Source organism: Bacillus nitratireducens, assembly GCF_036320425.1.
GTDB classification, from domain to species: Bacteria; Bacillota; Bacilli; order Bacillales; family Bacillaceae_G; genus Bacillus_A; species Bacillus_A nitratireducens.
This window is the reverse complement of the sequence record NZ_JAUMJO010000001.1, coordinates 298,342-311,566: the sequence shown is the minus strand read 5'-3', so window position 1 is coordinate 311,566 and position 13,225 is coordinate 298,342. Positions and strand designations below refer to the sequence as shown.

Sequence of the window (13,225 nt, the reverse complement as noted above, 5' to 3'; positions counted from 1 at the left end):
TCTGTTCACCTTTTATAAGTAGTAAGGATTTTTTTTGTAGGAATTTTTCATCTGATTTTTTAATTTGTTTTTACGTGTTTCAATAGTTGATACTTTTTGTAATGTTATAATTGAAACGAATTGAAAAAAAGCATAGTACAGTTCTATATTTTTATTTATAGGATCATCTATTATGTTTTTCATAAATATATCTCCTTTTTTTATCTCACTATTTGCGGGCAGTAAGGCTTCCATATTAAAATTCAATGATACGTATAGAATACCGACCTGTAAAAGTTCGATTGGTTTCAGTGTGGGGTGAATAAAATTTGTATGGATTAAAATCCTACTTTATATATGATAATATAAATATCCTGAAAATTCCATGGATAGTGAAAAATAGATAGTGGAATGTGTATTTTCGTCAAATTAGAACAGAATTTTTGGAGTTAAATCTTACAAATCGTCAAATCTTTTAAAAACGATGGATAATATCAAAAAAAGTTTTCTGAAAATATTATACTAATGATAAAAAAAGCATTTTTTGTCATGATTAAGAGTATGCTTCATGGAAGGGACTTTACTAGAAAATACATTCTTTGCATTGTATTAGATTAATAGAGTTTTTTAAAGTGGATAGCAAAAGAAAAATATATATTAAGATAATGAATGGAATGTCGAATTTTCAATGAAATACATAAGAAATTTGAAAAAAACATTGCAAAAACACACTGTTTAATGATAAAGTTCACATGAAGTTCACACTAAATTCACTTCAATCGTTTAAAATAAATGATGTGTGAAAAATAAAACTCTTGCTAAAAAATGGAACTGGATGAATATTTTACTTTGATAATATTGTAAAGTACTAAGTTTATAGTTTTCTCAAGAGGATAGTAGGGAAAGGAAGTAAAGACAACTTATGAAAAAAGTAATCGCAGGTTTAGCAGCAGCATCTGTAGTAGGTGTAGCAGTTCCTGGAATGGATTCTGCTCATGCACAAGTTTCAAATGATGCGCTAAAAGAAATTAATGGACAAACTCAAACTCAAACTCAAACGACTGTAACTGAAACAAAAACGGTAGAAACAACTTCTGAATTAAAATACACAGTAACAGCTGATGTATTAAATGTACGTTCAGGTGCTGGTACAGGACATAACGTTATTTCTAAAGTGAAATCAGGTCAAGTACTTCAAGTAATTGGACAAGAAAACGGTTGGTTCAAAGTTAGTGTAAACGGTCAAACAGGTTATGTAAGTGGGGACTTCGTAACAACTGGTGGCAACAAAGGAACTACTACTACTGTTCAGCAAGGAACAGGTACTTACACAGTAAACGTTTCTTCATTAAACGTACGTACAGGCCCAAGTGCATCTCATACTGTTTTAGGTTCTGTAAATAAAGGAAAAACAGTTCAAGTTGTAGGTGAAGTTCAAGATTGGTTTAAAATTAACTTCAATGGTGGAACTGGATACGTAAGTAAAGACTTCGTAACAAAAGGTGGTTCAGCTGTATCTAACGAAACTCAGCAACCAACTACAAACAACAACAACAATACTACTACAGTTCAAACTGGTGGATCTTATGTTGTTAACACAGGTGCTTTAAAAGTACGTACAGGTCCAGCTACATATAACCCTGTAATTGGTGGGGTAACAAATGGTACAGTATTAAACGTTACTGGCGCTGAAAATGGTTGGTATAAAATTAACCATAATGGCCGCACTGGTTACGTAAGTGCAGACTTTGTTAAGTTTGTAAAAGGCGGAGTGAACAATGTAGTTACTGGTGGTAACCAAGGTACGAACCAAGGTACGAACCAAGGTACGAACGAAGTACAAAAACCAACAGCACCAACAGGTGGAGATACATCTTCAATCGCTGGATTCGCTAGATCTTTAAATGGTTCACCATACAGAACTGCTGGTACAACACCTGCTGGTTTTGACTGCAGTGGATTCATTCACTACGTATTAAATCAAACTGGTCATAAAGGCGCTCGTCAAACAGTTGCTGGATACTGGAGCTCTAAAACAAAGACTAACAGTCCACAACCAGGTGATTTAGTATACTTCCAAAATACTTATAAATCAGGTCCTTCTCACATGGGCGTTTACTTAGGTAATGGACAGTTCATCAGTGCAGAAACTGACGCAACTGGCGTACGCATTAGCTCTGTAAGCAACTCTTACTGGAGTAAGCACCTATTAGGTTACACAAAAGCATACTAAGAAGAAGTATTTTATATACTATTCGTATAGAGAAAAGGCTTTCCAGGGAAACTTGGGAAGCCTTTTTCATAGTTGGATAAACTAACAGTATAGTAGTATTTATCCTGCTATTTGCGGGATAATAATCAGCGGGGGATGGACAAATCCCCGCTGATTAAAGTTTCACTTTATGTCAATTTTCCATGCAAAAACTTAGCATATAAATCATGAAAATAGTTTGGGCGGAATAAGTTTGCTGCATGACCTGCTAATGGAATTTCTTTATATAAAACGTTCGGAAGAATGGACTTTAAATCAAAGAGACAAGATTTATAGAGATGATCATGTTCTCCCATCACCCATAATATAGGATGGGGAAGTGCTTTTAATTTAGATTTCAAGTCGAATTCTAAGCGATGTCGTAATGACTCAGCGATAATGGAAGAGTGTAATTGTAATCCGAAACGGTAATAAATATTTCTTGAAATTACAGCGAATGGGTTAGCCTTTAATATCCCACTTGGGAAAATAGTATTTGCATACTGAGAAAGCCAAGCTGAATATTCATCCCCGCGCTTTTCCCAAAATTTCTGAAAAACATTATATAAACGGGAAGGATTATTATAATGTCCACCAATATGACAAATGCTTAATACTTTTTCAGGATGCATTTGCGCAAATGTCGTAGAGATATAACAGCCGTAGCTTAGAGCGCAAATATGAGCTTTTTTAATACCCTCTTTTTCATACAAGTTCAACAATTGATCTACGAGGCGCTGTATTGAAAAGTCGATAGCCTCTCCTTTATCATCTCCGTGGCCTAATAAGTCATAAGTTATAATGTTGTAGGATGCAGAAAATCGTTTATGCTCTTTTTTGAAGGCACGGCGATTTCCAACTAATCCATGAATAAAAATGATTGTTTCCTTTTCAGAGTGTTTATTTGTTTGCAAAAAGGATACTCCTTTCAGTAACTGGAGATTTATTTAGTATTTTAAATTGGCTAATTAAGAAAATCGGTTATAAATATTCTATGCGTAGTCTAGCATTTGCATAGAATAATATTAAGTACCAGGTAATAATATCAGATATTTATATCTGTTGTAAAGATGAGTTTATATGTATATTTTGTAAAAATAGAAAAAGTGTGTTTACATTCAGTTTACATTTATATCGTATTCTATTTTTAGAAATCATAGTTTTGTTGAAAACGAGGAGATGAACGACAATGGAAGTTGGGAATACAGAAAAGAAAAAAGGAAATTGGAGGCAGTTTTTACGTCTTATTCAAGATACAAATCCACCGAAAGGCATTCTTATTTTTGCATTATTAATGAGTTTACTTTCTACTGGAGCGAGTTTGTTTATTCCGATGTTAACAAAAGGATTAGTTGATAATTTCTCGATTTCTTCAATTAGTACAGGACAAATTGTTGCGTTAGTCGCATTCTTTATAATGCAAACAATTGCTGCAGGATTGTCAATTTATTTACTGAATTATATTGGACAAAAAATTGTAGCTGGACTTAGAGAACGATTGTGGAAAAAGGTACTTATTTTACCAGTGTCTTATTATGATCAAAATAGAACTGGAGATACAATTAGTCGTATGACAAATGATACAGGTGTTGTTAAAACATTAATTTCTGAGCATTTGTCAAACTTATTAACAGGCGGTATCTCAATTATTGGATCGTTAATTGTATTATTTGTTTTAGATTGGAAAATGACAGCATTACTTTTAACGGTTATTCCATTATCTGTACTAATTTTAGTGCCACTTGGACGAAAAATGTATAAGATTTCAAAAGCACTTCAGGATGAAACAGCTTCTTTTACAAGTGTGTTAACACAGGTGTTATCAGAAATTCGTTTAGTGAAATCTTCAAATACGGAAAAAAGAGAATATGAAACAGGTAATACAGGTATCCAAAAGTTATTGCAATTTGGTTTGAAAGAAGGAAAAGTGCAAGCGTTAATTTCACCAGTTATGTCGTTTGTTTTAATGGCGTTGCTTGTTATTATCGTAGGGTATGGTGGAATGCGAGTTTCTAGTGGCGCATTAACAACAGGGGAACTTGTAGCGTTTATTTTATATTTAGTTCAAATTATAATGCCAATGAGTCAATTATCTATGTTTTTTACACAATTCCAAAAGGCAATTGGTGCAACTGAAAGAATTAATACGATTCTAGAATATGAAGTAGAAGACCATGAAACTGGTGTGAAAGTTACAAATGCAAAGCAGTCGATCGTTATTGAAAATGTGAATTTTGAGTATAACGAAGATGAGAAAGTATTGAAAAATGTCGATTTCACGATTGAATCTGGAAAAGTAACAGCGATTGTAGGACCAAGTGGTAGTGGGAAAACAACTTTATTCTCGCTATTAGAACGTTTTTATGAGCCGACTAATGGTGTAATAAAATTAGGAGAAGAACCAATTACGGCCTATTCATTACAGTCATGGCGACGTCAAATTGGTTATGTTTCACAAGATAGTCCGTTAATTGATGGAACGATTCGTGATAATATTTGCTACGGTGTTGAGAATGATGTGACGGATGAAGAAATTGAAAAAGTGGCAGCGATGGCGTATGTTGATGCGTTTATTCATGATTTACCAAGCGGATACGCAACAGAAGTTGGAGAGCGTGGTGTGAAGCTTTCTGGAGGGCAAAGACAACGAATTGCGATTGCTCGAGCGTTACTACGAAATCCGCAAATCCTTATGTTAGATGAAGCGACTTCAAGTCTTGATAGTAAATCGGAATCAGTTGTTCAGAAGGCGTTAAATAACTTAATGAAAGGTAGAACGACTTTAGTTATCGCGCATAGACTTTCTACTGTTGTAGATGCAGATAAAATTATCTTTATTGAAAAAGGGAATCTTACAGGAAGTGGCTCACATGATGAGTTATTACGGACACATGACATGTACCGTGAATTTGCAATGCAACAATTGAAAATTAAAGAAGGAGCATTATAGAATGAAAACAATCAGTGAGGGGGCACTTCACTGATTGTTAATTTTAGAGTGCTAAAAAGTATGCTAAGCAGAAAGGAGATGATTCCTTGATACCCAAAATTTTAATTGTAGATGATGATCCGCATATTAGAGAACTTGTTTCTGTATTTTTGGAAAAAGAAGGTTTTCAAACATATGAAGCCGTTGATGGATTAGATGCTCTTCGAAGAATAGAAGAAGTGAAAGTTGATATGGCGATTCTTGATATTATGATGCCAAATATGGATGGATTTGATTTATGTTATGAATTAAGAAAATACTATGATATGCCGATTCTTATGTTAACTGCTAAAGGTGAAACATCTCAAAAGATAAAAGGGTTTCACCTCGGAACAGATGATTATCTTGTAAAACCATTTGATCCTTTAGAATTAGTTGTAAGAGTGAAGGCATTGTTGAAACGTTATCAAATTACAGTATCGCAATCTATTCAAGTTGGGAATGTACTGTTAAATCGTAATACATTTGAAGTTAACGCCGGAGAACAAACGGTGACGTTGCCATTAAAAGAATTTGAATTGCTCTTTACATTAGGATCTAAGGCGGGAAGAACTTGTTCAAGAGAGCAATTAATAGAAGACGTATGGGGATATGATTTTGAAGGGAATGAACGCACGCTAGACGTTCATATTAATCGGTTGCGTGAAAAGTTTCAAGAAGAGTTATCGAAGTTTAGTATAAGGACGATAAGGGGCTTAGGGTATCGCTTAGAGGTAAGTAAATGAGAAAAAGAGAAAGAATGAGTAAGATGAAGATGTTAAAAGTAATGGGGGCGATAGTAGCGCTCTTTACTTTTCTTACTATAATTTGGTCTATAGCCTTTTTTGTATCGTCAAGTGTCATGAAAGCTCTGGAAATAAACGTATCGCCTTTTATTACTTTTCTAATTAGTGATATGGTTGGCTTTGTTTTTATTGTTCTTATTTGGACAGTAATTGGAATTTTAATGAGACCGAAGCGAGAGGCGATGATTTGGACTATTATTGAACCGATACAAAAAATTGCAAAAGGGGATTTCTCTGTAAAAATACGAAATGAAGAAAAGTATGATGGAGAAATTGGTGTACTCGTAAAGAGTATAAATGATATGACAGATGAACTGAACGCGATGGAGAAACTGCGCCAGGAATTTGTATCGAATGTTTCTCATGAAATACAGTCACCATTAACTTCTATAAAAGGGTTTGCTAGAGCGCTGCAAGATAATAATCTTTCTGAGGAAAAAAGAAAGCATTATCTTACCATTATTGAAACGGAAACAACGAGATTATCTAAACTAAGTCAAAATCTATTAAAGCTAACACTTTTAGAATCAGAAGAGTATGTACCAGAAAGAGTGACTTATCGATTAGATCAACAGTTAAAGCAAGTTGTATTAAATAGTGAACCGCTGTGGGCTGAAAAAGAAATTGAGTTAGACCTTGATTTAGAGAAAGTGCAAATTACTGCGGACCAAGAAAGTATGAGTCAAGTGTGGATTAATTTAATTCATAACAGTATTAAATTTACTCCAAGTGGTGGTATGATTACAATTCAGTTAAAAGAACATAAGGAATTCCTAGAAGTAAGTATTCGGGACACGGGAATTGGTATATCAGAAGAACAGAAGCAACATGTTTTTGAGCGTTTTTATAAAGTGGATTCTTCACGAAACCGTGCTTATGGAGGAAGTGGCTTAGGTTTAGCGATTGTAAAAAAAGTACTCGACCTTCATCAAGGAGAAATAAAAGTCGAGAGTGAGGAAGGGAATGGTACAAAATTTATTGTGCGTATTCCAAATCATGAAGAAAAATAGTGTTAGGAGGAGACCTTCTAACACTATTTTTCTTTAAAAATGCATTTACCATTACTATAGTTACCTATAAGTAACCTACGCACATGAAAGTGCATCATTGCCTTTTTTCATAAACATAGATACACTTTTAATATAATAAACAACTGAGATGATTAAGGAGTGTTACACTTGGCGGAATTATTACAAGGAAAAAATGCTTTAATTACAGGAGCAGGTAGAGGAATTGGTCGCGCTGTAGCGATCGCATTAGCGAAAGAAGGCGTAAATGTAGGTCTTTTAGCTCGTTCAGAAGAAAACTTAAAAGCAGTTGCGAAAGAAGTGGAAGCAGAAGGTGTAAAAGCTGTTATTGCGACTGCGGATGTATCTTCATATGAAGAAGTAACGAATGCAATTGAAACGTTAAAAGCTGGATTAGGATCTATCGATATTTTAATTAATAACGCTGGTATTTCTAAGTTCGGTAAGTTTTTAGAACTAGATGTTGCTGATTGGGAAAAAATCATTCAAGTAAACTTAATGGGTGTATACTATGCAACTCGTGCAGCTTTACCAAGCATGATTGAACAACAATCTGGTGATATTATTAACATTTCATCTACAGCAGGACAAAAAGGTGCACCAGTAACGAGTGCATACAGTGCTTCTAAATTTGGTGTTCTTGGCTTAACAGAATCGTTAGCGATGGAAGTTCGCAAACATAACATTCGTGTAACAGCTTTAACTCCAAGTACAGTAGCAACTGACATGGCTGTAGACTTAGGATTAACTGATGGAAACCCTGATAAAGTAATGCAAGCGGAAGATATTGCAGAGTTTATCGTAGCGCAGCTGAAATTAAATAAACGTACATTTATTAAATCAGCAGGACTTTGGTCTACTAATCCGTAAGGGATAAATATAAAATACAAAGAAGGGACATCTATTCTGTAATGGAGTGGGTATCCCTTCTTTATTTTTTGTGTATGAAACGGAATTTTCTGTATAATCAAACGTGAATGGTAGAAAAGCATGAAAAAATTGAAGGGGATGGTATTTCCATGAGTACGATTGAGAAATGGACGGCTGTTGATCAATTTATGAGTGATGTATTAATACCGAAAGATTCTACATTAGAAGAAGTTCTTCAAGCAAATGCTTCAGCTAATTTGCCGGCGCATGATGTATCGCCAATTCAAGGGAAGTTTTTACAACTATTAGTACAAATCCAAGGAGCTCGTAACATTTTAGAAATTGGCACTCTAGGCGGATATAGCACTATATGGCTTGCAAGAGGATTGCCATCTGGAGGGCAAATTGTTACATTAGAAGCAAGTGAAAAGCATGCTGAAATTGCACGTAGCAATATTGAGCGTGCCAATTTGAATGATAGAGTTGAAATACGATTAGGATTAGCGTTAGATTCTTTAAAACAAATAGAAAATGAGAAGTATGAACCATTTGATTTTATTTTCATAGATGCTGATAAACAAAATAATCCTGCTTATTTTGAATGGGCACTGAAACTATCACGCCCTGGCACTGTAATTATTGGGGATAACGTAGTACGTGAAGGAGAAGTTATTGACAATACGAGTAACGACCCTCGTGTACAAGGGATACGCCGTTTCTATGAGCTCATAGCTGCTGAGCCGCGTGTAAGTGCTACAGCGCTTCAAACTGTCGGAAGTAAAGGGTATGATGGATTTGTAATGGCAGTTGTAAAAGAGTGATGTAAGGAGGCAAAAAGGATGAAAAGGAAGTTTCAAAAATTATAACGTGTATTGTGTGCAATACAGTTAGCTCGTGGACCTCCAACATACTTAACAATATAAGTTTATATAAAAAAATTGGGGGTTAGAAATAGATGAGAACTGAAAAAGAAATGCTAGACTTAATTATAAATACAGCAAAAGAGGATAAAAGAATTCGAGCAGTCATCATGAATGGATCACGTGTAAATCCAAATGTGAAAAAAGACTGTTTCCAAGATTATGATATTATGTATGTTGTAAAAGATATCCAATCTTTTACATCTAATCATAATTGGATACGTAGATTTGGAGAAATAATGATTGTCCAGATGCCAGAAGAAATGACGTTACTTCCAGCAGATGAAGACGGGAAATTTCCGTATTTAATGCAGTTCATGGATGGGAACCGGATTGATTTAACGTTAGTTCCAGTTGATTTGATAGATATATTCGTTGGGCAAGATAGTTTAAGTAAACTGCTTCTTGATAAAGATGATTGTATGGATGAATTTCCACCAGCAAGCGATAGGGATTATTTAATAAAAAAGCCCACAGAAAAAGAGTTTTTAGATTGCTGTAATGAATTTTGGTGGTGCAGTACAAATGTAGGAAAAGGATTGTGGCGCGAGGAACTTTCTTATGCGAAAGGAATGCTTGAAGGCCCAATGCGAGATATGTTCATCGTAATGCTAGAATGGCATATTGGTATGAAAACAGACTTTACAGTTAATGTAGGGAAGTTTGGAAAGCATTTCGAGCAATATATTGAAAAAGATATGTGGGAGCAATTTAAAAGGACCTTTTCAAATGCAGAATATGAAAATTTATGGCGGTCATTCTTTGTAATGGGTGATTTATTTAGGGAAGTTGCGAATGAAATTGCTAACACATATGGATATCAATATCCGCAAGATGATGATGACAAAGTGACGAGTTATTTAAAACATGTGAAAGCTTTGCCGAAAGATATTACATCGATTTATTAATAATATAAAGCAGCAGGACTGTCCTAATTACGGACAGTCTTATTTTTGTTCATGAATAACAATTTCTCTAACAAAGTACAGATGAATCACATATGAAACTTTAGGGAGGTTTTTATCATGTATTATTTTTATTCGCCAGAAATGTTCGTTCCATATCAATGGGGGTTAGAGCGAAATGTTTCGTATGCTTATATGCCATATAACTCATTTTATTATGGAGACTATATAAGCTCATTGCCATACGCATTACATGTTCCTCAAAATTATGAAATACAAATGAAAGAAGAGGAGAGGGGATCATGGACACCATTTTCATGGGTCGAAAAATATGCATATGCATTTTCAGGTCCTTACAATAAAGCGGAAGTTGCTCTTACATTTGATGATGGACCAGATTTATTATTTACACCAAAAATATTAGATAAGTTAAAAAAACATAATGTAAAAGCTACTTTTTTCCTACTTGGTGAAAATGCAGAAAAGTTTCCGAATGTAGTAAAGCGTATCGCAAATGAAGGGCATGTAATTGGTAATCATACGTACAATCATCCGAATTTAGCGAAAGTAAATGAGGCTGAGTACCGTAATCAAATTATAAAAACGGAAGAAATATTAAATCGTTTAGCTGGTTATGCACCGAAATTCATACGTCCACCATATGGTGAAATACTTGAAAATCAATTGAAGTGGGCGACAGAGCAAAATTTTATGATTGTACAGTGGAGTGTTGATACGGTTGATTGGAAAGGTGTAAGTGCTGACACGATTACAAATAATGTGTTAGGGAATTCATTTCCAGGTAGTGTCATACTTCAGCATTCAACTCCAGGTGGACACTTGCAAGGATCTGTAGATGCGCTAGACAAAATTATTCCACAGTTAAAAACGAAAGGGGCACGTTTTGTAACACTTCCAAGTATGTTCCAGACATCTAAAGAGAGAAAATTAAATGTTAATAATTGGAATTTTGAGGGTTGTATAGTATAATGAAGGTGTAAGTTAGGGGGTGGATATAATTGATGTATGCACTAGTAAACATAGGAATAAGCATGTTAATCGGTATTATATTTATACTTGCCGCACGTATTGTTCAAAAAAATCCACCGACGGATATTAACGCAGCATATGGTTACCGGACGAAACGATCTATGAAAAATAAAGAATTATGGGATGCGGGTAACAAGTATAGTGCAGAAGTGATGAAAAAGAATGGATACATTATGATGTTAATTGGAAGTGCTATTAGTATATTGTTTAGATATCCTCATACAACAGCGGTGATTATGGCTGTCATGCTATTGTTAATCATTCGCTTATTTATGCGAGTAGAGAAAAGATTGAAGACACTTGAACAATAATGATAAATAAAATAGGACTCCCAGGCAATATAAGCTGGGAGTCCTATTTTATTTACAAACTATTATTTTTTAGCAATTCTTTTCCTTGTTCGACAACAAATTCATAGTATTCAAGGTCATATGGATAAATATCTTCAAATGTTATCGTTATCGGTTTACTGTTTAAAAGAGAAATAGTCGTTATAGATGAAATATCTCTTTTTAATAGTTGTAGAAAAGAAGTTGCGTGTACTTTCATCACATCGTCTACTTCTTCACCTGGTGCAAACGGAAGTGGCTTTATTACATTGTGAAAATACATATGGCAAAACTCACGATCAGTAAGATTTGAAAGTTCATAATCTATTTTAAAGATACCTTTGTATGTTAAATCAGTAGTTTGAAAGGAAAGCCCTAATTCCTCTTCAATTTCACGAAGACCGCCAATTTCTACTTCTTCATCATGCATAATATGTCCAGCTGAAGTAATATCCCATATACTCGGAGCGTCTTTTTTATTTTTAGAGCGTAATTGGAAATATAAGAACATATCCTCAGCATCTTTTTCTACAAACCAGCAATGAAATGTTTCGTGCCAATCACCGTCACGATGCACGTCATCACGTAATTTCTTTCCAAGTGTATTTCTTTCAGGATCAAATATTGTTAACCACTCTGTCATTTTAATTCCCCTTTCTGCAAATTTTATTATACAATATTTGTATTGAATTTTGGGAAAATAAAGAAAAAGGAGTGATTATTAGTGAAGATAGAGAATAAGGAAATAAAATCAATAATTTCAACTGAGGAAGAATTACGACAAATATTGGGGCAACCAAGTGAACGGGCTTTGAAAAAAGTTATTTCATCACTTGATCATCATTGTGTAGATTTTCTGTCTAAATCGCCTTTTCTAGTATTATCTACTGCAAATAAATTCGGAGAGTGTGATGCTTCGCCGAGGGGAGACGCACCTGGATTTGTATATGTATTAAATGAAAATAAAATTATCATCCCAGAAAGACCAGGTAATCGTCGTATAGACTCTATTTTAAATATTATTTCGAATCCGCACGTAGGATTAATCTTTTTCATTCCTGGTCTCGGGGAGTCCTTGAGAATAAACGGCCGAGCACAAATTACAAACGATGAAGAAATTTTGAAAGAAATGCAGGCAAATGGAAAAAAACCTTTACTTGGAATTGTTGTTGAAATAGAAGAATGCTATATTCACTGTGCAAAAGCTTTTCTTCGTTCAAAAATGTGGGATCCAGAGTCATGGTTAAATAAAAAAGAGCTACCCTCAGCGGCGAAAATGTTAATGGAGCATGCGAAAGTGAATGCTTCAGAAGAGGAAGTTGCACGTTCTTTAGAAGAAAGTTATACAAAAAGATTGTATTGAAAATTACTTTGTTAATATAGTTTTAATAAGAGCGGGATCTTCTCGTTTTAGAATGAGATTTTCATATGTGAACTGCTGCCTTGTAAGTTGTTAAGTTGTAAGATACGTAATAAGAGGAGTCTTTATGAAATGTTATTGTGAAATATAATGAAAAATTATCTTTAAAATTGTGAAGAAAAATAGGCTTGCTTTTTAAAAAGTTGATAACTATAATAAGTTAACAAATAGACATGAACGAAAAAGTAACGATAAGGACATGAAATCATTTTTACGGTTTACAGAGAGGGGAGCCAAGGGTGTGAGCTTCCTAACACGAGAAATGACTTTACCACCTTTGAACTTCAATAGTGAACGAGTAATCTAGTAATTATTGACGGTATCAGCCGTTATCTGAACTTGAGCAATCTAGAAGGAAATAAGTCTAGATTGGAACAAGGGTGGAACCACGAAAACACATTCGTCCCTTTCCTAGGGATGAGTGTGTTTTTTTATAGTTTTTAAGATTGAAAATTTAAAATAATTAAAAAATAGTATTGATTTTGTTTTTTATGCGAGTATAATGAGTTAACAAATAAACATGAGCGAAAAAGTAACGATAAGGACATGAGAACATTTTTACGGTTTACAGAGAGGGAAGTCAAGGGTGTGAGCTTCCTAACACGAAAAATGATCTTACCACCTTTGAACTTCAATAGTGAACGAGTAATCTAGTAATTATTGACGGTATCAGCCGTTATCTGAACTTGAGCAATCTAG

General features: G+C 34.3%; 13 protein-coding genes and 2 other annotated features (1 of these 15 cut by a window edge). Of the genes, 10 read left to right on the top strand and 3 right to left on the bottom strand.

Features of this window, described 5'->3' with window-relative positions; genetic code table 11:
• Positions 1-12: 12 nt before the first annotated feature.
• Complete coding sequence (locus Q3V31_RS01685; RefSeq protein ID WP_002086168.1) at positions 13-183, bottom strand: hypothetical protein; 171 nt, start codon at positions 181-183, stop codon at positions 13-15.
• A gap of 718 nt (positions 184-901) precedes the next feature.
• Between Q3V31_RS01685 and entFM the strand changes: the two genes are divergently transcribed.
• Positions 902-2,212 carry an enterotoxin EntFM gene (gene entFM / locus Q3V31_RS01680; RefSeq protein ID WP_329761860.1) on the top strand — a complete coding sequence of 437 codons (1,311 nt, stop codon included), beginning with the start codon at positions 902-904 and terminating at the stop codon, positions 2,210-2,212.
• 167 nt (positions 2,213-2,379) lie between these two features.
• Here the strand turns inward: entFM and Q3V31_RS01675 are convergent, their stop codons facing one another.
• A complete protein-coding gene (locus tag Q3V31_RS01675) occupies positions 2,380-3,144 on the bottom strand; it encodes an alpha/beta fold hydrolase (RefSeq protein ID WP_071733893.1) in 765 nt (254 codons plus the stop codon).
• A 275-nt stretch (positions 3,145-3,419) separates the two neighbouring features.
• On the opposite strand from Q3V31_RS01675, the gene Q3V31_RS01670 reads away from it, so the two are divergent.
• From Q3V31_RS01670 to Q3V31_RS01635, 8 genes are all read left to right on the top strand, one after another.
• Positions 3,420-5,180, top strand: a complete 1,761-nt coding sequence (locus Q3V31_RS01670; protein ID WP_000451781.1) for an ABC transporter ATP-binding protein — start codon at positions 3,420-3,422, stop codon at positions 5,178-5,180.
• Positions 5,181-5,266: 86 nt separating this feature from the next.
• A complete protein-coding gene (hitR, locus tag Q3V31_RS01665) occupies positions 5,267-5,944 on the top strand; it encodes an envelope stress response regulator transcription factor HitR (RefSeq protein WP_000612403.1) in 678 nt (225 codons plus the stop codon).
• Positions 5,941-7,014, top strand: a complete 1,074-nt coding sequence (gene hitS, locus Q3V31_RS01660; RefSeq protein WP_001231499.1) for an envelope stress sensor histidine kinase HitS — start codon at positions 5,941-5,943, stop codon at positions 7,012-7,014. The genes hitR and hitS overlap by 4 nt, the downstream gene beginning before the upstream one ends.
• Positions 7,015-7,182: 168 nt before the next feature.
• The gene (locus tag Q3V31_RS01655; protein WP_000818981.1) at positions 7,183-7,902 is read left to right on the top strand and encodes a 3-ketoacyl-ACP reductase; all 720 of its coding nucleotides are present in this window, start codon (positions 7,183-7,185) and stop codon (positions 7,900-7,902) included.
• A 149-nt stretch (positions 7,903-8,051) separates the two neighbouring features.
• Positions 8,052-8,723, top strand: coding sequence for an O-methyltransferase (locus Q3V31_RS01650; protein WP_000103831.1), 672 nt, complete (start codon positions 8,052-8,054; stop codon positions 8,721-8,723).
• Between the two features lie 134 nt (positions 8,724-8,857).
• Positions 8,858-9,730 (top strand): aminoglycoside 6-adenylyltransferase, encoded by an 873-nt coding sequence (locus Q3V31_RS01645; RefSeq protein ID WP_090813172.1) that lies wholly within the window; start codon positions 8,858-8,860, stop codon positions 9,728-9,730.
• 117 nt (positions 9,731-9,847) lie between these two features.
• On the top strand, positions 9,848-10,717 hold the full coding sequence (locus Q3V31_RS01640; RefSeq protein ID WP_097871871.1) for a peptidoglycan-N-acetylglucosamine deacetylase: 870 nt from the start codon (positions 9,848-9,850) through the stop codon (positions 10,715-10,717).
• A 32-nt stretch (positions 10,718-10,749) separates the two neighbouring features.
• Positions 10,750-11,088, top strand: coding sequence for an SdpI family protein (locus Q3V31_RS01635; protein ID WP_329763053.1), 339 nt, complete (start codon positions 10,750-10,752; stop codon positions 11,086-11,088).
• Between the two features lie 52 nt (positions 11,089-11,140).
• Here Q3V31_RS01635 and Q3V31_RS01630 read toward each other — a convergent pair whose 3' ends face one another.
• Positions 11,141-11,749, bottom strand: a complete 609-nt coding sequence (locus Q3V31_RS01630) for an NUDIX hydrolase (RefSeq protein WP_090813175.1) — start codon at positions 11,747-11,749, stop codon at positions 11,141-11,143.
• A gap of 81 nt (positions 11,750-11,830) precedes the next feature.
• Between Q3V31_RS01630 and Q3V31_RS01625 the strand changes: the two genes are divergently transcribed.
• On the top strand, positions 11,831-12,469 hold the full coding sequence (locus Q3V31_RS01625) for a pyridoxamine 5'-phosphate oxidase family protein (protein ID WP_000687792.1): 639 nt from the start codon (positions 11,831-11,833) through the stop codon (positions 12,467-12,469).
• Positions 12,470-12,705: 236 nt separating this feature from the next.
• Positions 12,706-12,937 (top strand) — a binding site (T-box leader).
• Between the two features lie 115 nt (positions 12,938-13,052).
• Positions 13,053-13,225, top strand: a binding site (T-box leader); it runs 59 nt beyond the window's last position.